The sequence below is a fragment of the Pseudomonas sp. NFACC51 genome (genome assembly GCF_900103575.1).
GTDB lineage: Bacteria > Pseudomonadota > Gammaproteobacteria > Pseudomonadales > Pseudomonadaceae > Aquipseudomonas > Aquipseudomonas fluorescens_Q.
This window is the reverse complement of sequence record NZ_FMXH01000020.1, coordinates 40,817-66,794: the sequence shown is the minus strand read 5'-3', so window position 1 is coordinate 66,794 and position 25,978 is coordinate 40,817. Positions and strand designations below refer to the sequence as shown.

At 57.3% G+C, this 25,978-nt stretch carries 19 protein-coding genes; 14 read left to right on the top strand and 5 right to left on the bottom strand.

Going from position 1 to position 25,978, the window contains the following annotated elements:
• The first annotated feature begins 2 nt into the window (after positions 1–2).
• From BLT00_RS28245 to BLT00_RS28215, 7 genes are all read left to right on the top strand, one after another.
• A complete protein-coding gene (locus BLT00_RS28245; protein WP_371856968.1) occupies positions 3–656 on the top strand; it encodes a TetR/AcrR family transcriptional regulator in 654 nt (217 codons plus the stop codon).
• A 79-nt stretch (positions 657–735) separates the two neighbouring features.
• On the top strand, positions 736–1,827 hold the full coding sequence (locus BLT00_RS28240; RefSeq protein ID WP_092148039.1) for a VOC family protein: 1,092 nt from the start codon (positions 736–738) through the stop codon (positions 1,825–1,827).
• A 157-nt stretch (positions 1,828–1,984) separates the two neighbouring features.
• Positions 1,985–2,944 (top strand): fumarylacetoacetate hydrolase family protein, encoded by a 960-nt coding sequence (locus tag BLT00_RS28235; RefSeq protein WP_092148036.1) that lies wholly within the window; start codon positions 1,985–1,987, stop codon positions 2,942–2,944.
• Positions 2,944–4,845, top strand: a complete 1,902-nt coding sequence (locus BLT00_RS28230) for an acyl-CoA synthetase (protein WP_092148033.1) — start codon at positions 2,944–2,946, stop codon at positions 4,843–4,845. The genes BLT00_RS28235 and BLT00_RS28230 overlap by 1 nt, the downstream gene beginning before the upstream one ends.
• 95 nt (positions 4,846–4,940) lie before the next feature.
• Entirely contained in the window at positions 4,941–6,770 is a 1,830-nt protein-coding gene (locus BLT00_RS28225; protein ID WP_371856967.1) for a DUF1302 domain-containing protein, read from the top strand.
• Positions 6,771–6,779: 9 nt separating this feature from the next.
• Positions 6,780–8,141 carry a DUF1329 domain-containing protein gene (locus BLT00_RS28220; protein ID WP_092148030.1) on the top strand — a complete coding sequence of 454 codons (1,362 nt, stop codon included), beginning with the start codon at positions 6,780–6,782 and terminating at the stop codon, positions 8,139–8,141.
• A gap of 185 nt (positions 8,142–8,326) precedes the next feature.
• Positions 8,327–10,588 (top strand): tetratricopeptide repeat protein, encoded by a 2,262-nt coding sequence (locus BLT00_RS28215; RefSeq protein WP_256572630.1) that lies wholly within the window; start codon positions 8,327–8,329, stop codon positions 10,586–10,588.
• 527 nt (positions 10,589–11,115) lie between these two features.
• Here the strand turns inward: BLT00_RS28215 and BLT00_RS28210 are convergent.
• Entirely contained in the window at positions 11,116–11,508 is a 393-nt protein-coding gene (locus BLT00_RS28210) for an ester cyclase (RefSeq protein ID WP_092148027.1), read from the bottom strand.
• Here BLT00_RS28210 and BLT00_RS28205 point away from each other — a divergent pair.
• From BLT00_RS28205 to BLT00_RS28195, 3 genes are all read left to right on the top strand, one after another.
• Positions 11,507–11,980: a hypothetical protein gene (locus tag BLT00_RS28205; protein WP_092148024.1), complete on the top strand. Its 474-nt coding sequence runs from the start codon at positions 11,507–11,509 to the stop codon at positions 11,978–11,980. The two genes, BLT00_RS28210 and BLT00_RS28205, sit on opposite strands and share 2 nt — an antisense overlap.
• A gap of 146 nt (positions 11,981–12,126) precedes the next feature.
• Complete coding sequence (locus BLT00_RS28200; protein ID WP_092148021.1) at positions 12,127–12,573, top strand: hypothetical protein; 447 nt, start codon at positions 12,127–12,129, stop codon at positions 12,571–12,573.
• A gap of 6 nt (positions 12,574–12,579) precedes the next feature.
• Positions 12,580–13,836, top strand: a complete 1,257-nt coding sequence (locus tag BLT00_RS28195) for a hypothetical protein (RefSeq protein WP_092148018.1) — start codon at positions 12,580–12,582, stop codon at positions 13,834–13,836.
• Between the two features lie 307 nt (positions 13,837–14,143).
• On the opposite strand, the gene BLT00_RS28190 is transcribed toward BLT00_RS28195, so the two are convergent.
• Complete coding sequence (locus BLT00_RS28190) at positions 14,144–15,391, bottom strand: MFS transporter (RefSeq protein ID WP_092148015.1); 1,248 nt, start codon at positions 15,389–15,391, stop codon at positions 14,144–14,146.
• Positions 15,392–15,455: 64 nt separating this feature from the next.
• On the opposite strand from BLT00_RS28190, the gene BLT00_RS28185 reads away from it, so the two are divergent.
• Entirely contained in the window at positions 15,456–16,469 is a 1,014-nt protein-coding gene (locus BLT00_RS28185; protein ID WP_256572655.1) for an AraC family transcriptional regulator, read from the top strand.
• Positions 16,470–16,526: 57 nt separating this feature from the next.
• Here the strand turns inward: BLT00_RS28185 and BLT00_RS28180 are convergent, their stop codons facing one another.
• Positions 16,527–18,182, bottom strand: a complete 1,656-nt coding sequence (locus BLT00_RS28180; protein ID WP_092148009.1) for a N,N-dimethylformamidase beta subunit family domain-containing protein — start codon at positions 18,180–18,182, stop codon at positions 16,527–16,529.
• 30 nt (positions 18,183–18,212) lie between these two features.
• Entirely contained in the window at positions 18,213–19,511 is a 1,299-nt protein-coding gene (locus tag BLT00_RS28175; protein WP_092148006.1) for an MFS transporter, read from the bottom strand.
• Between the two features lie 447 nt (positions 19,512–19,958).
• On the opposite strand from BLT00_RS28175, the gene treS reads away from it, so the two are divergent.
• Entirely contained in the window at positions 19,959–22,025 is a 2,067-nt protein-coding gene (gene treS, locus BLT00_RS28170) for a maltose alpha-D-glucosyltransferase (RefSeq protein WP_092148183.1), read from the top strand.
• Positions 22,026–22,072: 47 nt separating this feature from the next.
• Here treS and BLT00_RS28165 read toward each other — a convergent pair whose 3' ends face one another.
• Positions 22,073–23,371 carry an MFS transporter gene (locus tag BLT00_RS28165; RefSeq protein ID WP_092148003.1) on the bottom strand — a complete coding sequence of 433 codons (1,299 nt, stop codon included), beginning with the start codon at positions 23,369–23,371 and terminating at the stop codon, positions 22,073–22,075.
• 303 nt (positions 23,372–23,674) lie between these two features.
• Here BLT00_RS28165 and BLT00_RS28160 point away from each other — a divergent pair, with 303 nt between their 5' ends.
• Both BLT00_RS28160 and BLT00_RS28155 read left to right on the top strand, forming a co-directional pair.
• Entirely contained in the window at positions 23,675–24,802 is a 1,128-nt protein-coding gene (locus BLT00_RS28160; protein ID WP_256572656.1) for an MFS transporter, read from the top strand.
• Between the two features lie 54 nt (positions 24,803–24,856).
• The gene (locus tag BLT00_RS28155) at positions 24,857–25,957 is read left to right on the top strand and encodes a LacI family DNA-binding transcriptional regulator (RefSeq protein ID WP_092147996.1); all 1,101 of its coding nucleotides are present in this window, start codon (positions 24,857–24,859) and stop codon (positions 25,955–25,957) included.
• Positions 25,958–25,978 lie beyond the last annotated feature (21 nt).

The following is a 25,978-nucleotide window of genomic DNA, read 5'->3' as shown; positions in this document are numbered from 1 at the left end:
TAGTGTTCAATTTGTGCGTTGGCTGGTTGAATCAAGAGGCTGTGGTACAGATGACTCCGATACAACGTCGCATCTACAACGCTGCCGCCTGTTTATTCGCCGAAAAGGGGATCACCCAGATCGGCATCAGCGATCTTGCCCGTGCCGCAGGTGTTTCGAGGGCGACCGTTCACAGCGAGGTGGGTGGGGTCGAAGACCTGTTCGAGCGGGTCGCCAGCCAGCAGGGTAGAGAGATGCAAAAGCATCTCAGCAGCAGCTTTTTAGCGCCGGAGGATCCGGCGGAGTGTCTGGCCAATTGCGTTCGGATCTTCATTTATCACGCCCACGTTGACCGGCAGTGGGGCTCTTTCATAAGTCGGTTCGCCCTGGGCGATGTATCGCTGCGTGAGCTGTTCCTAAGCCATTTTTCTATGGGTGTGCGTAGGGGATTGGAGGAGGGGCGTTATGAGTTCGGTCGGTCTCAGAGCGCCAGTGTGATTTCGTTGATCGCCGGGGCAACCCTGGGAGCGATGTTCATGGTTCGGGAAGGTGTGGATACCTGGCGAGGAGCGGGTAGCGAAACAGCTGAGCTGCTTTTGCGGGCGCTGGGGGTTTCCGAGTTGGAGGCTCGAGAGCTGGCAACCAGAAAGTTGCCTGCTTTGTCCTGCGAGGTATGAATTTTCAAAGAGTTCGCTGAGGCTCAAGTGAGCGGGGCGGCGTCGGTTTTGCTGATAAGAGTCGTGGAGAAAAACAATAATGAAACAAGGCACCCATCAGCTATGTCTCGTGACGAAGCAGCCCGCCCGCCATCCTTCCCCAACGGTGAGGGCGCGGGCGCTTGCCTATTTGATCTTTGCACGTCCTGACCTGGATCTGGCCGAGCGCTTTTTACTTGATTTCGGCTTGCAGACCGCGCATCGCGATGCTGAACGGCTCTACATGCGAGGCACTGAGGCGACTCCTTACTGTTACCGGGTGGAGCGTGCACGTCAGGCGCGCTTCATCGGCTTCGCGCTGGAGTTGTCATCACGCGAAGATCTTGAACGGGTAGCTCGGTTACCTGGTGCCTCAGAGATAGAAATGCTGGAAGGTCCCGGCGGAGGGCTGTGCGTCCGTCTGACTGATCCGTCCGGGTTTCTGGTTGAAGCGGTTCATGGCCGTCTTCCCTGTGAGCCTATTGTCCGTCGCTCTGCCTTGCCGGTGAATCTCGTGGATGTGTCCCCACGCATCAACACGACCCAACGGCCTCCAGTTGCCCCACCTGAAGTGGTCAGGCTTGGCCATATCGTGCTTGAGCTCGCCGACTACCAGGCGACATGTGCTTGGTATACGCGCCATTTTGGCTTCATTCCCAGTGACGTCCAGGTTCTTCCGGATGGGTCTCCGGTGGTGGCGTTCATGCGTCTTGATCTGGGGGATGAGCCCGCCGACCACCACACCTTGGCGCTGGCCCAGGGATTCATGGCTGCCTACAGCCATAGCGCATTCGAGTTGGTGGATGCCGATGCGGTGGGAATGGGGCAGCGAATTCTGCAGGAGCGCGGCTGGAAGCATGCCTGGGGCATTGGTCGACACATTCTCGGCAGCCAGATTTTCGACTATTGGCAAGACCCTTGGGGCAATAAGCATGAGCACTACTGCGACGGCGACCTTTTCACGTCGGACCGTCCCATGGGACTGCATAAGGTCAGTGCCGAGGCAATGTCGCAGTGGGGGCAACGGATGCCGAGGAGCTTCACAAAGCCAGCGATGAATTTGGCGAGCTTCAAGGCTCTGCTGCGCAACCTCAGATACAGCCCAGATCTAACGTGGCGAAAATTATTGTTGCTTAAGCGACTGTTCGGCTGAGGGGACTGCAATGCCTTCACTGAACCGCCGACTCCTTCTCAAGGCCGGGATCGTTCTGGGAGGGGTGAGCCTGTTGCCGCGACACAGGGCCAAAGCAGAACAACAACCGAAAATTGCCGCCAGCGTGCGGCGCCTTGTTGCACCAGGAGCTGCATCCATGTCCGTCAACGTAGTCCGCTTCGAGTATCAGAACGAAAACCTCTGGGGGGTGATACGCCAGGGGCGTATTACCCCCATTCCCGATCATTTCGAAACCACAGGTGATCTGATCCGGCAGGTCTCGCTGGAGCAACTGTCCCGCCTTCAGGGCGCTGAGGTAGAGCTAAGCCAGGTACGGCTGCTATCTCCGGTGACACGCAACCAGCAGTTCGTTTGTCAGGGGGCCAATTATCGACAGCACATGATCGAGTCGGGCATGGACCCCGATGTGAAGCTCTACAACATGATCTTCACCAAGGCCACGAGTTGCATCGTCGCGGCCGACAGCGAACTGATAAAGCCGAGGCAAGTGCGGTTCCTGGACTATGAGATCGAGCTTGGGCTCATCCTCGCCCGGGAGATCACTGGTCCTGTGAACGTTGGGGCGCACAATCTGCACGAGTATGTGGCCGGCCTGGTCATCGTTAATGATTACTCGGCCCGCGACATCCAGATTCCCCAGATGCAATTTTACAAAGGTAAGAGCTTCCGCACTTTCGGTCCGATCGGACCGCACCTGTGCTTGCTCGACGCAAAAGACATGAAATATCTGCAGCAATTGCAGTTGCGCCTAACGGTCAATGGTGAGGCTCGTCAATCCGACAGTACCGCCAACATGGTTTATGGGGCTGCGGAGACGTTGACCGAACTCTCAGTTGTGCATGATTTTTGCGCCGGCGACTTGATCGCCACGGGGACACCTGCTGGTTGCGCACTCGCGATCCCATCGCCGACGAAGCAACGCCTGGCCGCCGCATTTTTGTCTGAATCGGTGAAGTGGAAGGCGTTCTCGAAGGCCCAGGAAGCACGCAAGGATTTCTACCTCAAAGTGGGTGACGTGGTGGAGGCCACGATTCGTAGCGCCGATGGTGTGATCGATTTGGGAACCCAGCGCAATGTCGTGGTGGAGGGAGCCTGATGGCCGTCGAAAATCTCGCGGATATTGAAGCCATGGAACGGACTCCGCTCGCTGCACGGGAGCTTCCGCACAGCAGCTACACGGCCTTGCAACAGTGTGCGAAGGCCAACGGTCGCGCGCCGGCGCTCAGCTTTTTCCTCGACGCCAAGGCCTACCATCAGACCCACGATTGGACCTATGACGAGCTGTTCGCTGACATCACTCGGGCAGCCAACGTTTTTCATCAGTTGGGCATTGGGCCTCGGGATGTAGTGGCTTTCCTCTTGCCGAACCTGCCGGAAACCCACTTCACCATCTGGGGCGGGGAGGCGGCAGGCGTTGTCTTGGCAATCAATCCGCTGCTTGAGTCGGTTCAGATTGCCGAGTTGTTACGCGCAGCCACTGTGAAGGTGGTCGTGACGTTGGCCCCGACTCCCGGAGCGGACCTTTGGCAGAAAGTCTCCAGCCAGTTGCACAGTCTGCCCTGCATCGAACATATCGTTTGGGTTGGCATGGAACCCTATGTGGGCATCGTCCCCGGTGGCATTTTGCGTTGGATGGCGATGAGAGAACGGCGTCTTCATCCGGGACGAAAGATTCACGGCTTGCGCAAGTTGATGAGCAAACAGCCAGGTCACTATCTGAAAAGCGGTCGGCAAATTCATCCCGATGAGCCTTCGTCTTATTTCTGCACAGGAGGCACCACAGGACTGCCGAAGATCGCCATCCGTACCCATGGGGCGGAAGTCTTCAACGCGTGGGCAATGGCGGCCAATATGCAGCCCAGGGCAAAGGGGCAGGTGATTTTCTGTGGCTTACCCCTGTTCCATGTAAACGGCCAACTGGTGACCGGCCTGATGCCTTGGACCCACGGTGATCGAGTAATCATAGGTACTCCTCAGGGATATCGCGGCGAGGGTTTGATCAAGCACTTCTGGGATTTGGTCGAGCATTTCGGTATCAATTTCTTTTCTGGTGTGCCCACTGTGTTTTCGGCGCTTCTCCAGCAGTCGGTCGAGGGGCGCGATCTTTCCAGCCTGCAATACGCATTGTGCGGCGCGGCGCCTATGCCGGTGGAGTTGTTCCGCCAGTTCGAGGAGCGAATAGGTGTTCGGATTCTTGAGGGCTACGGTCTGACCGAGGGCGCCTGTGTGTCTTCCATCAACCCAGCGGACGGCGAGCGCCGGGTTGGCTCCATTGGTCTGCGCCTGCCGTACCAACATATGCGTGCTGTGGTTCTGGACGATGACGGACAGTACGTGCGTAACGCAGGGGATGATGAAGTAGGTGTTATCGCGATTCATGGCCCTAATGTATTCGCCGGCTATTTGGATGACAGCCACAACAAAAGTATTTGGCTCACCATCGAGGGTAAACGATGGTTAAACACCGGGGACCTTGGGCGTCAGGACGCGCAGGGGTATTTCTGGCTGACCGGGCGTAAGAAGGAATTGATTATTCGCGGTGGCCACAACATTGACCCGAAACAGATTGAAGAAGCCTTGCAGACCCACCCGGCGGTGGCGCTTTCAGCGGCTATAGGTTGTCCAGACGCCCACGCGGGTGAAGTCCCCGTCGCTTATGTGCAACTCAAGCCCGGGATGCTATGCACCCATGAGGAACTTATCGAATTCGCCTCAAGGACCATTAACGAGCGCGCGGCATTGCCGAAGCGTATCGAGATTATGGACGCCTTGCCGCTAACACCTGTCGGTAAGATTTTCAAGCCGGCCCTGTTACAGCGCGAAATTGCCTGGGTTATTCAGCAAGAATCTGAACTGGCAGGTATTTCGGGTGTTTCGGTCGACATGCAACAAGACAGTCGTCGAGGACTCGTCGCGCATATACAGGCTGGGAGTTTCCGCCCGCGACTAGAGGAACGGCTTGGAAAATTCACGTTTCCGATCGAGTGGGTCCAGTGATTTAAGTTTTTTGGAGCAGTTATCTAGGGAGGATGCCGTGTAGATACACCCGTAGTTCTCACCTGTATTAGTGCGAATGCCGAGAGATAATAACAATGATAAATAACCGCTCTACTCGTCTGCCCATCGTGCTGGGCATATGTGGCTTTATGCCAATTTCTGCACATGCTGTGTCATTCAAAATAGGCGAAATTGAAGGGCAGTTCGACTCTTCTCTTTCTGTAGGGGCAAGTTGGTCCACCCAGTCTCCTGACAAAGATCTCTGGGGGGGTAGCGGGGATGATGGACGCCGAAATTTCGATTCTGGTGAAACTTTTTCCAAGGTCTTCAAGGGGATCCATGATCTGGAGCTGAAGTACGGCGATAGCGGCATATTCATGCGTGGCAAGTATTGGTACGACTTTGAATTGAAAGATGAAAGCCGGCCTTTCAAGGATATTGAGGAAAGTGGTCGTGATCCAATGGCTAAAGCTTCTGGCGCGCAGCTTTTAGATGCCTTCTTGTACCACAACTATATGTTAATGGATGACCTCGCAGGTACCGTCAGAATCGGCAGGCAGGTCGTTAACTGGGGAGAAAGCACCTTTATCCGCGGTGGCATCAATTCGATGAACACCATTGACGTTTCTGCGCTTCGCCAACCGGGTGCCGAGGTTAAGGAAGGCTTGATTCCGGTCAATATGATTTACCTGTCGCAAACGTTGAGCGAAGAATTCAGCATGGACATGTTCTATCAGCTGGATTGGGAGAAGACCGTTGTCGAGAACTGTGGCACCTTTTTCTCGCAGAACGACTTCGTGGCAGATGGATGCGGAGGAGCCACAGTCGGACCGGTGCTCGATCAAAACGCATTTGCGCAACAGGCTCTCAGCCCCTTCGGAATCAACCTGACAGGCGAAGGTGTCGAGATCAAGCGGGCGAAAAACAATGAGCCTCGGGACGATGGTCAGTGGGGTGTCGCCCTTCATTGGTTTTCATCAGCATTGGATACAGAGTTTGGTGCGTATGCGGCTAACTACCACAGTCGCCAACCCTACGTCAGTTCAATCTCCAGCCCCAACACTACGAACCTGGCTTTTGCCCCGCAGCTTTGCTCCAACCTGGGCATTCCTGCTGGTGGTTGCGCCGGCTTTCTATCTAGCGCGGCTGGCAGGCAACTGGTCTCGGCCTACCGCTTGGGAACGTCTCAATATTACGTAGACTATCCAGAGGACATCCGCCTCTATGGGCTCAGCTTCAGCACGATGCTGAGTACAGGGACAACTCTTTCAGGAGAGGTAAGCTACCGACCGAATTTGCCTCTACAACTTAACTCACCTGACCTGACGGCAGCTGCCGTAGGTAATCCCGCTACTACCCCCATCTACTCCTCGGGGGCTTATTCGATAAGAGATGGCGCACCCTCCAATGGTTATCAGCGCAAGGAGGTAACTCAGGCACAGGTTACTGGTGTTCATCTGTTTGAAAGCGTCATGGGGGCAAGCCGGATGACGTTGGTGGGAGAGGTCGGCGTGACTCATGTGGGCGGGCTGGAAGGGCGAGGAGGCCTACGCTATGGCAGAGCATCGGTATTCGGCCAAGGAGAGCTGTATCCCGATAACGCTCTATGCCGCGGTGAGTACTGCAACAATTCTGGTTTTGTAACCACCACCTCTTGGGGTTATCGCGCCCGTGCAATCTGGGAATACGACAACCTGATTCCCGCTGTCCAGTTACGCCCAAGTCTGGCCTGGTCGCATGACGTCGACGGCTATGGCCCCGAGCCGGGATTTGGTGAGGGATCTAAGGCCGTCAGCGTGGGATTGGATGCAACCTATCGAAGTGCTTACAACGCCAGTCTCTCCTACACAAACTATTTCGGCGGCGATTACAACATGAGCGCCGACCGTGACTTCGTCGCCCTTAGCTTTGGCGTTACCTTCTGAGGACTCCCCATGAAAAATTTATCGATCTCCCTTTCGGGCATAGCCCTGGCGCTTGTTGCTTTGGGTCTTCACGCGGCGGTGCCTGCGGATCAGGCAGCAAGGTTAGAGAGTAGCTTGACTCCGGTAGGCGCTGAGCGCTCCGGGAACCAGAACGGCAGTATCCCTTCTTGGAACGGTGGTCTGAAGGGCAAGGCCGGGACCGTCGATGCGTTTGGGCATCTCAGTGATCCGTTCGCATCGGAGTCGCCTTTGTTTACCATCACAGCGAAGAATGCCGAACAGTATCGGGATAAGCTGAGCGAGGGCCAGTTGGCCCTGTTCAAGCGCTACCCGAACTCCTTCCAGATGCCCGTGTACCCCACCCACCGTACCGCAAGCGTTCCAGAGTCGGTTGCACAATCGATCAGGCAGAACGCCATATCCGCTTCGTTGATGGAGGGGGGGAATGGCCTGCAAGGGTTTTCGACGGCGATTCCTTTTCCCATTCCTCAGAATGGCATCGAGGTCGTGTGGAACCATATTGCGCGTTATCGGGGAGGTAGTGTTCAGCGAACCATTATGCAGACGGCTCCGCTTGTCGACGGAAGTTACGTGCCTGTTACGATGAGCCAGTGGTTCACCTACCGTGACCATGTCAAAGATTTCGATCCTGCAAATCCGGGCAACGTGCTTTTTTACTACATGCAAGCGATCACCTCGCCGGCACGCCTATCGGGTAACGTACTTCTAGTACACGAGACCCTCGACCAAGTGAAAGAGCCTCGCAAAGCATGGATTTATACGGCAGGCCAGCGCCGGGTGCGCCGGGCGCCCCAGGTGGCCTATGACGGCCCCTCGCCTGGCGCGGAGGGGCAGCGAGTAGCTGACAATACCGACATGTACAATGGCTCGCCAGATCGCTATGAGTGGAAGCTGATAGGCAAGCAAGAGTTGTATATCCCTTACAATGCCTACAAGCTTCAATCCCCTGAATTAAAATACGACGAAATCATCAAGCCCGGCCATATCAATTCGAATCTGACCCGCTACGAACTCCACCGTGTATGGGTCGTTGAGGCGGACTTGAAGGAAGGTGAGCGGCATGTCTACGCCAAGCGAAAGTTGTACATCGACGAGGATAGCTGGCAAATAGTAGTTGCTGAACATTACGACGCGCGGGGGGACTTGTGGAGGGTCGGCGAAGGATTCATCACCCAGGTATACGACAAGCAGATCCCTTGGTTGAGTGTTGAAGCGCTTTATGACCTGCACAACGGCCGTTACGTGGTTTCCGGTTTACGCAACGAAGAGCGCTCGCCGATGGAATTCGGCACCGTTTCTTCCTCTTCGGATTACACGCCCTCAGCATTGCGCAAGGTTGGCATCCGTTAATCCATTGTCTGGTTAACGGTACACGCACAAGGTCCTGCCATCTGTGGATGGATTTCTCCGGGTGGCAGGCATACTGCTAGGGCAAGCACCTTTAGAAGAGCGCGACGTATGCATTGGACAGAAAAGTGGGATGCCGAGCTGTGTGGTTAAGCGTCCTGCGCTGGATACGCTCAGGTGCTTTTATCTTGATTTTAGCCTTCCTCTGCACAAGCTCGGAAAGCGCCCACAGCGGTGGACTTCCTCCGGCATTGGCGACAGAGCGCGAAGGATATGCTCCCGCTGATAGCTGCACGGGCTGTCACGCCACACAGGCGGAGCAATGGAATGCGTCGGACCACGGCTGGGCGATGCGCGATGCCACTCTTGGCAATGTGTTGGGTAAATTCGATGACGTCGTCTTCGAGGAGGGGGGAGTCCAAGCCCGCTTTTTTCGCAAAGGCCAGGACTACTTCGTAAATATCGAAGGCGAAGATGGGCTACCGGAAGATTTTCCTATTCGCTACACCTTCGGTTTCTACCCTCTACAGCAGTATTTGGTTGCCTTTCCCGGCGGTCGCTTGCAGGCGCTAACCGTCGCTTGGGATAGCCGTTCAAGAGAAGAAGGGGGACAGCGCTGGTTTTCTCTCTATCCGGGGCAACGCTTTACGCCTAACGACCCTTTGCACTGGACTGGTCGCTATCAAAACTGGAATGCCATGTGCGCGGATTGTCATTCAACCCGCCTGCTCAAAGGCTATAACGAGCAGCAAGACAGTTTTGCCAGCACCTGGCAAGAGCAGAGTGTGGGTTGCCAGGGATGTCATGGGCCAGGGCAGACTCATGTTGATTGGATGCAACGCAAACAAACTTCGGGACAGGACACTTCGATCAGTGGCCTTGGACTGCAGGTGAATTTCAAATCGATGGACGGGCGCGAGCAGGTTGAGCAATGTGCCTTCTGCCATAGCCGTCGCCAGACGCTGGGTGTTGGGCAATTGCCCGGCTATCCACAATTGCATCAGAGCCTGCCAGTCACCTTAGGCGCTGATATGTACCACGCTGATGGGCAGATTCGGAGCGAAGTGTACGAGTACGGTTCCTTCACCCAGAGTAAGATGTATGCCGCCGGAGTGGCGTGCACGGACTGTCATGACCCACATACCACCAAGGTTCGGCTAGAAGGAAACGCTCTCTGCCTCCAATGCCATAATGCTCGCCCTCCTGCCAGCAGATTTTCAACGCTCAAAGCAGGGGACTACGACAGCGAATCCCATCATCACCACCCGTCGGGCTCACCAGGAGCCCAATGTGTCAACTGCCATATGCCAGCGACTATCTACATGTCTGTGGACCTCCGGCGTGACCATGCTGTTCGGATTCCTCGCCCTGATCTAAACCGCAAGACAGGCAGTCCCGACGCTTGTACGGCTTGCCACCAGGGCCGCTCTCCGGAGTGGGCGGCCGGTGCCGTTGAGAACTGGTTCGGTGAACCCCGGCGCCCAGCTCAATATGGGGAAGTGTTTCGTGACGTCCACGAAGGAAATATCAACGCCCTGAGTATGCTAGGGGAGGTCATTCGAGATAAGAGCAATCCCCCCATTGTCCGGGCCACCGCCGTGCAGCAGATAGCGGAAATTGGCGCGGTGGCGCTCCCGAATATGGCTGAGGCCCTTAAGGACGAAGCTGCGCTCGTCAGAGCTTATGCGGCTTCAGGCTTTGCTGGCATGCCACCTACAGAGCGTGTGAGATCCCTCCTGCCGCTGATCAGCGATTCTGCGTTGGCAGTGCGTGACGAAGCGGTACGTGCGCTATCAGATCTGCCTATGGCGCAAATCCCAGAAGCACAGAGAGATCGATTCAGGTCCCTGTTGGCGGACTATGAGCGTCGGTTGCGTGGTAACGCGGATCTGCCTGGAGGGCGCTTCAATCTGGCAGAACTCCTATCCCGTCAAGGGAATGCTGATGAGGCAATGAATGAATATCGCCAGGCATTGAAGTTGGATCCGTATTTTTCCCCTGCGCGGATCAAGCTTGTAACCCTCGTTAATACACATCATCGTCAGGATGAGGCTGAGCGATTACTGCGCGAAGGCTTAAGTCTGGAGAAGATGCCAGTCACTGATCATGGCAATTTGGCGTACATGCTTGCCCTGCTGCTCGTGGAAAAAGGAAGCGAAAGGGAGGCGCTTCTCTGGATGGAGAAGGCTGCCTCGGCGATGCCCGAGAGTCCGCGCATTCGTTACAACCAAGCGCTCTTGCTTTCAAGTATGCATCGTCGCGGCGAGGCTATTGGAGTGTTGCATGAGGGACTGAAACGATCGCCGAATGATCCCGATCTGCTCTACGCGCTGATTTATTTGTATCTCAAGCAGGGCGAGAGGACCCACGCCGTCGAATACATCAGGCATATGCGAGACGTAGCCCCAGATGATCCCCGCTTAAAGAGTTTAGAGTCTTATGGGCGGTGATTTCGAGCAGTGTCCCGAAAAGTGGTGATAAGCGTCCAGCCAATACACTTTTCCTGCTGCGTTGCTGAGAAGCCGGATACATCCGTATTACCTGAGAAACCATCGAACAAGGGGGCCAAGCCCTGCGGAGATCGTTGAGGAAAGGACGTTGCCCTCTCAAGGGCGAAAATCCTGCGTCTGGACGCCAACGGATTTCTTGGCGTCGAGCGCAAACTCGAGGGTACCGCCTGGTCCGAAAGTCATCCGCTAACGATCACCGGAAACCAGTTGCTCGCTGGAGCGATTCGCAAGGCCGGCGGCTTCAGTTTCCAGGAACTGTGAAGGCTTCGTTTCAATGGGCTTGGCCCTGGAATCAAAAGGCTTCAGGCGGAGTCTCGTTAGCTGGCCTGTCGCATAAAACACGCTATGCATGGCATGTACCCCTTGTGAGTCGTTTCTGCTCAAGTGGAGGCGGACCAGTGCCTCTTTTGGGGTTGGAGCAATCTGCATGCCACGTTGGAACGGGCCCGTCGGAGTGGAGGCATCCGCTACGCTGATCGGAGCTGAGCTTCGATCGCTACCTTATCGATGACCGACCAGACCTCGCGGATCCTGGTGTCCTCGAACGTGTAGAAGACATTTTCGGCGAAGCAGATGCGTGTCCCATTCACCGCAAGGCCCAGGAATTCCCCAGCCGGCCTGCAATTGAACGCCAGGCGAGCCGCCAATTTAGGTGGGTCGATCATCAGAAATTCAATGGCGAAGCGCAAGTCGGGGATAGCCCGATAATCCGCTTCCAGCATGCTTCGATAGCCGTGCAACCCTAATGGTTTCGCGTTGTGAACCACATCCGGGTGCACAAGATGGCCCAGGTTTTCCCAGTCCTGTGCATTCAGGCAGGCGATGTAGTCGCTATAAAAATCGGCAAGGTTCGGGCTCATGGGGCTGATTCTCCTCATCATGTCTGTTCTTGCCTTTGCGATCCTAGGTCCTGTTGTCATGTCTCATCAAGGCAGTGAGCAGAACAGAAAGTCACCGGCGCAGGCACTGACAGTGATCATCACGTCGCTGAATAGGCGCCGGTCGAGTTGGCTTGCGCACTGCAGGCCTTTTTCTCCAAGCGATGAGCGTCGCGACCAGACTGACGAAAAACTAAATTTCACGGGCAACGGCAAAAGACCTGCATGCGCGGGCCTCGTGTTGCCAATTGCATTTATTGCGCAGCTTTTTTCGATCAGATTTGCCACCACCTTCGGGTTGGAAACTACCACCACGTGGGAGGCACCTTTCATTCTGATGAGGCGTCCAGTGTCATTCCAGAACATGCAGTGCTCAAGCTGTTTGACGTTGCCGGAAGCTCACCTCTCCGACCATGCCGATTGTTCACGAATCGTGTTTCATGTCATCACTTGAGGGCTATTGATGGGTTTCACTTTCCATTTGCTTTACCAGTGTAGAAAATAGTACGACTTTTTTACCAATAGCCCGCGCGAAATCGACTTAACACAATAGCGTCCAGTCGTTCGGAAATGTCTTCCGGGCAGAATCTGGAGCTCAACATGTCTTTTTTCGATTCGGTTTTTGATTTTGTTGACAGTGCAGTGGGTGCGGTAAGCGATCTGGCGGTTGCGACGGTCGATACTGTGAGTGACCTGGCCAATTCGGCAGTCGACACGGTGATGGAGAACCCTGGCAAGACGGCGCTGGTATGCCTCGGTACTCTTGCCACGGGTGGTGCCGCCGCGGCCTTTGCGGGCCCCATCGCTGCCGTTATTGGTTCGACGGGGTTGTTGGGCGCAACGGCTTCCGGTACAGCCATCAGCTCGCTCTCAGGGGTTGCGCTGACCAACGCCTCGCTGGCGGCGCTGGGTGGTGGTGCTATCGCTGCGGGAGGCGGGGGCATGGCGGCGGGTGCTACGGTAGTGGCGGCGACCGGAGCTGCAGCGGGTGCAGCGGTAGGCGTCGGTGTGGCGGCGGGTGCCGCAGAGGCAGAGCGGAAAGGGTAGGCGTAAATGGCTCGCATCACCAAGGCACAGAAGGCTGGTCTAGATTTCCTGGATTTGGTTTTCTTTAACGAACTGGTCGTTTACCGAGGCATGGACGCCGAGGAGCGCCGACAGCTTGAAATGGTTATTCAGCGAGTTACGCAGATGGCTGAAAGTCGACACTCGGGTCGTGAGTCCGAGATCATCAAGCATCTAGCGTACTACTTTCTGGAGGTAAGCCTGGCCAACACCACTGAGGAGTTGAGACAGGCTATCCCGGTGGAGGTGCCTCCGCCGGACTTGTCAAAGGAGACGATAGAAGCTGTCGAGCGCCATACGAATGTTTTCCAGATGGCTGTCATGCTTGCGATGACAGAAAAGTCCACGGGCGTTTTGGCTAGTTACGCCTTGGAAATTGCTGACTCCTTGAAGGGTGAATTCGTTTCCTACTCGGCGCTGGTCCGGCGAGATCTGCTTAAACGCTGCTTTGTCCGCGAGTTCAGGGATGTGTCAGTGGGCGTCTATTGCTGGCTAACTGTTGCAGGGGTGCTGCCGGTGACGAAAAACAGTCCGGATCGGATAGGTAGCGAATTTGATGAGAAGTTCATAACACGTCTTACGTTGCTTGCCGACTACGAAATGATTGTGCATGGCTTGAACATGATGATAAGCAAGGACAACTCTATTTGCGTATTTCTTGGAAAGCAGGAGTTCAACTTGAAGGAGGCGACGGTCGATCGTCTTCTAGATATACAACGGCACTTCAATGAGGCCACTACCAAGTCGAGCTTGCGCGGCATCCCACTAATCAATATGCGGGATTTGGCGAGCACGGCGCAGGTCCAGGATTTCTTCGAGCGGTGGGGCACTCGTAAGGTGCGGTTGCGTATGCACACGGGGACGCTGGCCAGTTGGCTGGGCATCCTGGGGGCGGGCATGGTGGAGCTGCAACTGTGGCGCGAATATGATCATGCTGCTCGGAAAAAGTACCCCCATGGCGCCGAGTCCGTTGAGATCGCTGAGTTGAAGGTTCCGGCAATCTTCAATGCGTGTGACAACCAGCACACCATCACCGAATTTGTGAAGGACAAGCTTTCGGAGGACGGTCTCAAAATCAACTCCGACACGCTGTACCGCAATCACTCGATGATGAGAAAGACTATTCTCCGGTTGCTGGGCATGTACTGCAAGCTGACGCGTGACGCTGGGGTTGTCATGTCTCCCATCTACGATGACACGTACTATGGGTCTACTTTCATTAATGCAGACAAGCTGACCCGGTGAAAGCTTCAGCTCTCTTCACGATATACATCAGTCGCAGTCTGCGTCCCGTTCGAGTGTTTTCACGCTTCAGCCCAGTAACTTTGCAGCCCCGTCCAACTGTTCAGGAAAGCGTTGCAACAGGTATTTGCTTTACAGAAGCTCAGATGAACTTGGCAGCACTTGTGAGCAATTAAAATGGCCAGCATTTGTACGACGATCGGGCCTGTCACGACGGTGACGAGGGTGGGGTTCGGAGCTAGAACCCCACGGCGCTTACTCTGGTTTGCGACATCTGGCCCCGAATTGCGGCATGCGTAGAAATTCGATTTCAACGCGCTAGTCGGGAATGTCCTGACAGTTCACCCCCAGCATGCATCGGCAACTCCACTCGAATACAAAGCGCAATCATCAGAGCCGCCAGCAGCATCACTGCGCCTGCGATGATGAAGACGCCCATTACGCCGCTAAAACTGAACACCAACCCACCGAGTGCAGCTCCCGCGGCGATTGACGACTGCACCGCAGCGACGACCATCCCACCTGCGGTTTCGGCTTGATCCGGAACCGCGCGTGCCACCCAATTTGACCAGGAAACCGGCACCCCGCCGAAAGCCAGGCCCCAGAGGACGACGGCGAGTGCCAGTCCCGGCGCCTGCAGAGGAAGCGAGATCATGGCAAGCGCGGCCACGGCTACCAGGGCAGGCATAAGGATCAATGTCAGGCGCAAGCTACGTTCCATCAGCCAACCCGCGACGAGTGTGCCAACGAAATTGGCGGCACCGAAACCCAATAGCATTAAAGCCAGGCCATCGGTGTCGATGGGTACAACGCTTTCAAGTGCGGGACGGATGTAGGTGAACAATGCGTATTGACCTGTGTGGGCAAGCACGCATCCGATCATGCCCATGGCGATGCCTGGACGACGGAGCAATTCCAGCACGGAGGCTGTGCGTGACATTTTCCGAGGCGCCATGCGGGGTAGGGTGAACCATTGGAAGATCAACGTCAGCACGCCGACCGCCGCTGCCGCGTAAAAGGCACTGCGCCAGCCGAAGAGACCGCCCAGGTAGCTACCCAGCGGAACGGAAACCACTGTTCCCACGGCGATGCCGCTGAAGATGATGGACAGCGCCCGGGGCACCCATTTCGCCGGTACCAGTCGCATGGCTACGGCAGCCGCCATGCTCCAGAACCCACCCAGCGCAATGCCAAGCAGCACCCGCATCAACAACAGGACCACCAGACTCGATGACATGGCCACCAATAAGTTGGAGGCAATCATCAGCGCTGAAAAACCGAGCAAAACGGTGCGCCGGTCAAGCGAGCGGGTAAGACCTGGCACCAATAACCCAGCAAACAACGCAACCATGGCGGTGACGGTCACGGCTTGTCCGGCCATCGCTTCGGAGACGCTCAAGTCCGAAGCCATCGGCGTTAGCAAACTCGCCGGAAGGTATTCAGCCGTCAGCAGGCCGAAGACCCCCATGGCCAGGGAGAAAACCGCCGTCCATGCCGGGGTGGCCGGCTCTACTCCAGCAATGCTGCCAGATGCAGCGTCAAGAACATCGCTACTCATCTCAAGAATCCTTGGAAAGTGATTGTGAGACACACTCTAGGGTTGAGCGTCAGGATGATCTATGATGCTAAGTCTTAGTCTTTTGATCGAAACACCTAACATGATTGAATCAGGAAAATTCGCTCTGTCTTCTGAGCTGATTAGCGAACTGCTCACGGGGATGCGACTACGCGGTGTTCAGTACCGCCGTATTCAAACGGGGCCGAGCTTTGGCTTGGGTTTCGAACACAAATCGGCCCATGCCTACTTTCATTATCTGGCGGTGGGTACGGCCATCCTGCGTACAGGCGATGGCGCGATCCGTCACCTAGCGGCAGGCGACGCGGTATTGGTGCCGCAAGGGCATGGGCACCAACTGCTATCCGCCCTGGATGCCACGGTACAGAACATCGACCAACTTGACGCCGCTCCCTTGGGCGAGGCTGTCAGCGGTGTGAACACCTGTCCGAGCACGCTCTCCACGCCCAGTGCGATCCTGTTCTACGGCTGCATGGAGTTCGATCTTGGAGGCATGCGGGGGTTAGGCAAGCTGATGCCGGATGTCATGGTGGCGGACACCGGTGGTCAACGTTATCCAGGGCTTGGAGCGATACTCGATTCAATCAAGCGTGAGATCTGCGCCGGACGCATCGGGTATGCCGGGATCATGGCGCGGCTTGCGGAAGTTGCCGCGTCCTTATTCATACGTGGGTGGGTCGAGTGTGGCTCTGAAAGCGCGCAAGGTCTCATGGCAGCGCTGCGAGATCCCCGCCTGGCACGCTCTATCCTTGCCCTGCATCGCCAACCCGGACGCGAATGGACAGTGGCCGAGCTGGCAGCCGAATCCCACGTATCACGCTCTGTGTTCGCACAGCGATTCCAAGCCACCATTGGCGTGCCTCCATTGCGATACGCCACCGAGTTGCGCATGCGGATCGCCAGCCAATGGCTGACGCAGGGCAACCTGTCGATTGACGCCGTCGCACAACGCTTGGGCTATACCTCACAAGCGGCATTCAGCCGTGCATTCAAGCGTATCAATGGCCAGCCACCAGGGGTCAATCGACAGGCCCGCCGAAGCAGTGAGCCGGTGGAATGAACGGCGCCAGGCAGGTCCGGCCGAACTGCAACGGCATCTACGATGAGCCCGCCAAGATCACGCCTTTGCTGATAAGAAACGATCCAACACATTACGGGTGATGGTCACGGTGGAGTACTCGTCAAGCTTGAGTCCATTTACCCACTCGCAGGACGCAGCAGTCAACACAACACCTTGGCCTTTTTGAAAATGTACGAGCATGCCAGTCCCTCGGCTGTGCTGGCTTACGCTGGCATCACTCATGTCCGGAGCCAGCAGTGACGCCCGAAACCTGGCATCTGCATCGCCCAGCATGAATGAGTACGCATCCTGCGGCCGGCCGTGCTCGGCGATGGTTGCCCAGCCCATGGCAAGGATCTGCAACCCTGGCGGTGCGCCGTCCGTGCCGAGAGGTTCTGGAAGGCCGTCGATGAAGGTGTAGTCCAAGCCATCTACCTCGTACCCGAAAATGTTGGCCGCATCGCCGAAAAGATCAGCGTAACCCAGCCCGGTATCGGCGAATGCCCAATGCTGTGGCCTGAACACGGTAAAGCCCCTCGGGCCGCGCGGGGCCATGCCCCCAAAGCTACCGTAAATCCCGCGCAGTGCATTGACGCCAAAGGTGCTGGCCCCAGGCCGACCCACTCGTGGATCCTCCCAGGCGCTCGTGAGCGTGATGTCATTACGTGCCGCAACGGGATCCAGCTCAGAGGCGTCGTATTTGTAGGCCACTTGACGTTCGCCGCGATTCTCCAGGCGAATCTGCCACATGAAGTTACCGGCGAAGCGCGCAACATTTCCCCCTGCTTCAACAAATGTCTCGACGTTGTCGCGCATTTCACGCGTCCAGTACTCATCGTGACCGACAAAGACCGCGCAGGCGTACCCGTCCAACGCCTCGGGGTCGTGATGCAGATCATCCTGAGTCAGGATGTCGACCGTATAGCCCTGTTCTTCGGCCCAAACTACGAACAGACGTTCATAGGATGCCCAGCCGGCCAGGGCGTAGTACTTGCTGAAGCCGTACAGAGAGGCCCACTCGATGAATTCATAGCGCGCCGGCCCCGGTTTGCTGGGCCTCGAAGCATTGATCGAGCGCGGTGCGTCTTCAGGTAGCCAGACTTGCCCGCGAGCCCAAGGGCGTTGCGCTGACAATACAGGCGAGCGGCCGCGGGGTGTGCCGGGATGGATGCCGAAGTAATGGTTGGCACCCCCCCAGTCGTTGTAGGCGGCCCAAGTGGAGGTCGCAGCGACCAGCACCAGTGCGTCGGGGCATTTGCGCATCGCCCTTACGATGAACAGGTGATGGCCGAGCACGGCATCGGCACCGTCCCGCATTTCCACCACATAGGCACCTGGCTTGGCGTCCACGGGTATTGGCCATAGCGCGAACACTGGCCATTGGCAGCCGACCTCGTAGACGCGTTCGGGCAATGGATGGAAGCTTGCCGCGAGGGGGGCGGTTTGGTGAACGGTATGAGGCAGCGCGCCGTCACGATAGATTTTCAACGTAACCCAGGGGCTGTTCGAGGACAGGTGCAGGTTGACTGTTTCGCCTGGGCTGTAGGCGCGGCGATCGGAATAGCACCATGCGGCTGCCGAGTCTTTCTCACTGGGAACCTCAACCCAGATCTCCCGCGCGCCCTGGCGTGGGCCTGAGGTCACGGCGGCGGTTAAATCCGCACCGGGTCGTTCGCCGCGAGCGGCCGTTCGCTTGGAATCATTGGCGTTCATAAAGTGCCCTTATGCATGGGGTTGGTTCTTCTAGAGCGCCGCTGAGCCGGCGCCAGGTGCCCGGATTTCAGCGAGATCGATCCCTGCGGTTTCTTCGATGAAATATCCTGCCGCGATCGTGATCAGGCCCAGGCTTATCAGGTAGCCGATGTACAGATACTCAAGGTCGACGCCAACGAGATAGCTATGCAGATAGGGAGCGGTGCCGCCGAAAATGGCTACCGAAACAGATGAGACAAACCCGACACTTTGTGCACGCGCTTGGGTCGGCACTTGTTCCGAAAGCACGGCGGGAAAGATCGCTGCAATCGAAGCCCAGGCGAGCAGCGCCAGCGTTTGTGCAAGAAACAAGGTGTAAGGTTCGGTGGTGACGATGATGGAGATGGGGTAGGTCAGCACGACCACCCCAATCCCCCAGGTGATCACCATGGGTTTGCGACCCACCCGATCAGAGAGCATTCCGCAAACCGGCAACCAGCATACGCAGATGACTTGGGCGAGCAGGCTGGCGATGTAGGCGCCGGTCGCATCCATGCCTTGGGCGATGGCCGAGGCAGCACCAAAAGTCACCCAGGCGTAATAGGTCACGTTAGCGGCCGCAGCCAGCATCACGATGTTGCGTGTCATCCGCAGGACTTCACCCTTGGATAACCTGCGGGGTGGCTGGGCCTGCTGTCGTTGCTGCTCGAATACATGCGACTCCTGGGCGCTGCGGCGCAGGAACAGCGCATAAACACCCAGTACGCCGCCGATGGCGAAGCCGATACGCCAGCCATAGTCTCCCATGGCCTGGGCACCCAGCAGCCAGGTCAGGGCGGCGGCGACTGCCGTCGCGCCCATGACGCCCAACGTGACGCCTACGTACACCGAACTTGACCACAAACCACGGTGCTTGGCAGGGGCAATCTCCGCGACATAAGTGTAGGAAACGCCCGTTTCACCCCCATGGGCAAGGCCTTGTATGAGTCTAAAGACGAGCAGGGCCGACGAAGCGTAGAGGCCAATGTCCTGATAGTTCGGAATGAGGGCGATACCCAGGCTACTGGCCGCCAGCAGCATCATGGTGATGACCATGATGGCCCGGCGTCCAAGGACATCGCTGAGGCGTCCAAAGAAAAAACCGCCCAGAGGTCGGGCTATGAATCCAGCCGCGAACACTGCAAGAGTGGCGAGCATCGCGGAGCGGGGGTCGGTCTTGTCGAACAGATTGCGGGCCAGGTAAACAGAGAAAGTTGCATAGAGCGTCCAGTCGAACCACTCAAGGGCATTTCCCACGGCGGCCGCGCGCAAAGATCCAAGGCGTCCTTGATGGGACGTCGAATTATTCATGTCATTCTCCAATGATGGATATCGGCGCAGAGGGGAGGGGCTGCATCAGGGAGGCAGCACATCGTCAAATCCCATGACCTGTAGCGGAACGTCTATCGCACGCTTGACGAGGCGATCAATCCCGCCGACATGGGAGACGTGGCTCCGCATCCGCTGCGCAGGGATAAAAGGGGTTGCAGTGGAATCGCACACGACCAAGCATCCCTTGGACGCGTTGTTGTTCAATTCGAACCGGAGTCTATGCGGGTGAATCCTGGCTATCTATGATCCTTCGTCTCGATGTTTTGTCCGAAACCCCGCTGCTGGTTTTGCAGCCGATTGTTCTTTGCAGGCTTTCTCCTGATTCGATGCAACGAATGTCGTGTGGTGGCCTCCTATGAAAACGAGCGGCGCTTCGGTTGGAGAGGGGCGACTGCGGTTTTTTCCATGACGGAGGTGATTGTGTCCATGACGGCAGCCGAGAAAAATCATGTCGACTGGCTGGTCGAACAATCGATGCTCAATACTGCGAGGAAGCGCGCCAAGCTCTACTCGGGCCAGGGCCGAATGTGGCAGCAGCCCTATGCGCATACTCGGCCTCGCGATGCCTCGGCATTGGCTTCGGTGTGGTTCACCGCGTACCCGGCCTCCATCGTTATCGGCGAAAATGGCACTGTGCTTGAAGCGCTGGGGGATGAAACCTTATGGCATGCGCTGTCGAGAATCGGTATCCAGGGCATCCACAATGGCCCTTTGAAAAGGTCCGGTGGCCTTTCGGGCACTGACTACACACCTACGATTGACGGCAATTTTGACCGCATCAGTTTCGAACTCGACCCGCAATTGGGCACCGAGGCGCAGTTGCAAGCATTGACCCGAATGGCCGCCGCGCACAATGCGGTCGTCATCGAAGATGTCATCCCGTCTCATACCGGCAAAGGCGCGGATTTTCGTTTGGCCGAGATGGCGTATGAAGATTACCCAGGGCTCTACCACATGGTGGAAATCCGCGAGGAAGATTGGCCGCTGCTGCCCGACATTGCCGAGGGGCGCGATGCGCAGAACCTCACCCCGCAGCAGGTCGACATCCTGCGGGACAAGCACTACATCGTCGGACAGTTGCAACGGGTGATCTTCTTCGAACCAGGGGTCAAGGAAACCGATTGGAGTGCGACACCGGTGGTGATGGGCGTTGACGGTAAGCCGCGTCGTTGGGTCTACCTGCATTACTTCAAGGAAGGGCAACCTTCGCTGAACTGGCTGGACCCGACCTTTGCCGCTCAGCAGATGGTCATTGGGGACGCGCTGCATGCCATCGATGTCTCGGGGGCGAAAATCCTGCGTCTGGACGCCAACGGATTTCTTGGCGTCGAGCGCAAACTCGAGGGTACCGCCTGGTCCGAAAGCCATCCGCTATCGATCACCGGAAACCAGTTGCTCGCTGGAGCGATTCGCAAGGCCGGCGGCTTCAGTTTCCAGGAACTGAACCTGACCGTGGACGATATCGCCGCCATGTCCCACGGCGGGGCGGATCTCTCCTACGACTTCATCACTCGGCCCGCCTACCAGCACGCCTTGCTGATGGGCGATGCCGAATTCCTGCGCTTGATGCTGCGGCAGATGCACACCCTTGGCATCGATCCGGGCTCGCTGATCCATGCGTTGCAGAATCATGATGAGTTGACCCTGGAGTTGGTGCACTTCTGGACCCTGCACGCCCACGATACTTACCTCTATCAGGGCCAGACCTTTCCCGGCAGCATCCTGCGCGAGCACATCCGCGAGCAGATGTACGAGCGCCTCACTGGAGAGCATGCGCCCTACAATCTGAAATTCGTCACCAACGGCGTGTCCTGCACCACCGCGAGCATCATCACGGCGGCGTTGGGGATTCGCGATCTCGAGGCCATTACGACGGCGGATATCCAGCAGATTCGCCAGGTTCATCTGCTGTTGGTGATGTACAACGCCATGCAACCTGGCGTGTTCGCATTGTCTGGCTGGGACCTGGTCGGCGCGTTGCCATTGCCGGCCGAACAGGTCGAGCATCTGATGGGCGACGGCGACACACGCTGGATTCATCGCGGTGCCTACGATCTGGTGGACCTCAACCCTGACGCGGCATTGTCGGCCGGCCAGATGCCGCGTCCGAAGACCCTGTACGGCAGCTTGCCAAGCCAGTTGAAAGATCCGGATTCGTTCGTCTCGCAGTTGCGCAAGATCCTCGCTGCGCGCCGTGCCTATGACATCGCCGCCAGTCGCCAGATACTGATTCCGGACGTCGAGCATCCGGGGCTGCTGATCATGGTTCACGAATTGCCGGCTGGCAAAGGTACGCAAATCACCGCGCTGAACTTCGGTTCGACCCCGATCACTGAAACCCTGCACCTGCCCAATATCGCACCGGGGCCGGTGGTCGACATCATCAATGAGCGGGTCGAAGGTGACCTGACGCCTGAGGGCGAATTCACCATTACGCTGGATGCGTTCGAGGGGTTGGCGCTGCGGGTGGTGAGCAGCTCACCGATGATCTAGGGCTCGGGAGGTCGAGGTGGTTGATCGCTCAACCACCTCATGGGGTTTCAAACGCTAGAGGCACTCTTGTTCAATGCCGCGCCGGTTTTGCGCGCATCACGTTGTTGTTGGGGCGTGACGACTTTGGGTGCGCGCATCAACAGTGGGCCAAAGGTCGCCAGGATAGCGAGCATGATCAGCGGGAAAAACATCAGCTTGCTCAAGCCGAAGTTGCTGACGATGACGGTGATGACGGCGGGGCCCATAAGCATTCCGGAGAAGCCGATGCAATTGACGATGCCGATGTTGCGGCCTGCATGTTTCGGGTCCCTGCGCCCCGCGGCGGAGATCATCAGGGGCGCGATGCAAGACAGGCCGAGGCCGAACAATGCGAAACCGACGATGCCGGTCAAGGCGGTGCCGCCAACGAGGGTGATGATCATGCCAAGGACGCACACTGCGCCGCATCCGAACACCACCCGTGCATTCCCAAACGCCGCGGCCAATCGATCACCGAACAGCCGTCCGACGAACGCCGCGCCGACAAAGATGGAGACTGCCATGCCGGCCATTGAGGTGCTCGTCGAGAGCTCACGACGAATGTACTCCTGACCCCAGTCGGCAATCGCATTTTCCCCCATCATGCTGCCCAGCAGCAGGACGCCCAGGCCAATCATCACCAGCAGCGTTTTGGTCGATGGTCGCTTGCCGGCCTCGTCAGGCAGGTGTGCGCTGGCTTGCCAATCGCTGGTTGACGGCAGCGGGACGTCATTTTTGCCGAGCAACCATCGACTGAAAAAACAGCCCACGATGAACAGCGCCACGCCGAGCACGGTGTAGGGCACTTGCACGCTGTCGGTGTAGATGCCGGTCAACCAGCTGCACACCATCCCCAACAGAAAGCCGCCCAGCGAATAGAACGCGTGGAAGCCAGACATGATTGAGCGCTGGTAGAAGCGTTCGACTTGAACGCCATGGGCATTCAGGGCGGTGTCCAGTGCGCCGCGCAGGAGCCCAAGGACCACGCCGAAGCACAGCGCGAACCAGAAGCCGCTGACGAACCCCAGCGGGATGATGGAGAGCGGATAGGCGAGTGCGCACACCGTAATCACCGGCTTTGCACCAAAGTTATCCAGGAAGCGGCCCACCCATAACGCGCCTGCCGCGGAACCCACACCGATCCCGAGTGCAATCAAGCCGAAGTTCGAATCCCCCGACTCGCCGGTAAAACCCAGCTGCGCCCTGAAAACGCTTACGCCTGTCGACCAGATGTACATCATGGCGCCGATCATCATGAAACCCAGGAACGTCGCGATGCGTGCCTTGCGTATATGGCTGGGTATGGGTGTTCTTTGAAGGTTGTTCATCAGGCTGCGCCGTCCCTTTTGTTTTTGTGAGGGTGTTCGTCTGTATGAAAACGAGTGTTTATGAGTTATACGTATAACTCGTCTAAAAATAACATCGCCAGCCCACAGCTTGTCAATCAATTTACGATCCGTGGCTAGTCATCTTTGGCATCTGCTCCAACTTTGTGCAGGGTGAAGCCGCATTGCTTTGTGTCGGCGCATTGGCTAACCGATTATTTTAGGTTATACGTATAACTTTCATGCCTGAACGGAGAGGTTTGCGTGTCGTCTCAAGAATGGGAAATGCCTTGCGCCACCCCGGATATGGCGGTTTATCGGCTGACGTTCCTCATGTCGGGCCTGTGCATGGGCGCCTGGGCGCCGCTGGTTCCCTATGCTCGCACTCGGGCCGGAGTCGATGACGGTGCGTTGGGTTTGCTGTTGCTTTGCCTTGGCCTGGGCTCACTGGTGATGATGCCGCTTGCCGGTGTCCTGAACGCGAGGAAGGGCTGCCGCTTTACCATGCACATCGGCATCGCATTGGTATTGCTGACGTTGCCGATGCTGGCGACGACTCATTCGTTCGCCGGCTTGATGGTCGCCTTGACCGTGTTCGGCGCTGGGTGTGGCGCGGTGGATGTGACGATGAACGTTCAAGGGGTGATGGTCGAGCGTGCCACCGGCCGATCGTTGATGTCCGGTTTCCATGGCTTGTTCAGCCTGGGTACGATTGTCAGTGCCGCAGGCATGACCGCACTGTTATGGCTCGGCGCTACGCCATTGCTGGCGAGCAGCGCGGTGATGGCGGCACTGGTCGCATTTGTCCTGACTGCCGGCCGTCAGATGCTGGGACGAAGCGGTGAGGAGGGTAGTCCGATATTTGTCAGGCCTGACCGCAAGGTTTTGCTGCTGGGCACACTCTGCCTGCTCGCCTTTCTCGCTGAAGGGGCGATTCTCGACTGGAGCGCGGTCTTTCTCACCGAGGAACGCGGGGTTGAGCACTCCATTGCCGGTCTGGGGTACGCAACGTTTGCGGTGATGATGGCCTTGGGGCGCCTGAACGGTGACCGGATTGTGCTGAAGCTGGGCTCGCGGGTAGCGCTCATCGGCGGTGGTTTGATCGTCGTCCTGGGCTTTTTGATGGTCGTACTGATCACAAACTGGTGGTTGAACCTGGTGGGGTTCGCGGTCATCGGTGCCGGCTTGGCAAACATTGCCCCGGTCTATCTGTCACTGGCCGGCGCGCAACGGGCCATGCCCGGCGAGTTGGCCATCGCCGCGGCAACCAGCCTTGGCTACCTCGGTATCCTGATGGGCCCTGCGGTCATCGGTTTTGTCGCGCACTCCACCAGCCTGTCCGTCGCACTGCTCGCTGTTGCCTCATCCATGATTGCGGTGATGATCAGTGCGACTCGACTGATACCGAAGGTTTGCGCTCAACGGTTACACTGAGCTCATGTTTTCATAACCTCCCATGAGGTTTTCAAAAAAATCGGGAAGCAAGCGATGGCATCCGTTTCAATGAAAGATGTAGCACTGGCGGCGGGGGTGTCTCAGCCTGCGGTGTCCTACGCCTACAATCGTCCCTCCAAACTGTCGCAAGCGCAGCGCGAGCATATCCTCGAGGTCGCGGCGTCCCTGGGCTATCCGGGGCCGAACGTGCTGGGACGAAGCCTGCGCTCGGGCAAGATCGGTGCGATCGGGTTGATGATGATGGACAAATTGTCCCTGGCGTTCGCCGACCCGTGCACCATTGCCCTGTTGCGTGGGATCAGTGAAGTCGGCGAGTTGGAAAATGTCGCACTGACGCTGTTTCCCCTGAATAACAACCGGCTCGTCGGCCGGGCCCAGGCAGAGAGTCACGGCAGCCTTGCCTTGCGCGGCCTGGTGGATGGTCTGATCATTTCGACACTGCCGGACGATCACCCGGCGGTATTGGCGGTGGTGAAACAGAACATTCCGTTCGTGGTGATCGATTCGCCGCTGGTGGAAGATTCTTTCTTCGTCGGGATCGACGATCGAGGCGCCGCCCAGACTCAGATGCAACATCTGCTGGACCTGGGGCATCGCAAGATCGGCATCATCATCGACCGGCTCAATCCTGACGGTTATCGCGGGCCGATTGGCCAGCAACGCTTCAAGAGTGCCAGTGAGCGCATCGTCAGGGAGCGTCTGACCGGGTATGTGGAAGCGGCGGGCAGGGCCGGCCTGGCATTTGAGGACCTGAGCATCATCGAAGCCGGTGGGCTGGATTCCACGTCCGGGCAAGCGGCAGCGTTTACGCTGTTGACCTCCAACGATGTCACGGCGGTCGTGGCTTGCTCGGATGTCATGGCCATCGCTTGCATGAAAACCGCACATGCGCTCAACCGTAAAGTCCCGCAAGCGCTTTCCGTGATCGGCTTTGATGATATTCCCGAGGCTGTTCAGCTTGGCTTGACCACCATTGGCCAGCCGATGGTGGAGAAGGGGCTGTATGCCGCACGGATGTTGACAGAGCAGCTGAATGCTCCGGCAGGCTCGCGACTCGAACCGGAACGGAAGATCTTTTCCACGAAACTCATCGTGCGGACTTCGACGCAGCAGGTACAGCCGACCGATGCTTGAGAGGTTGCGCCAAGGCCGCAG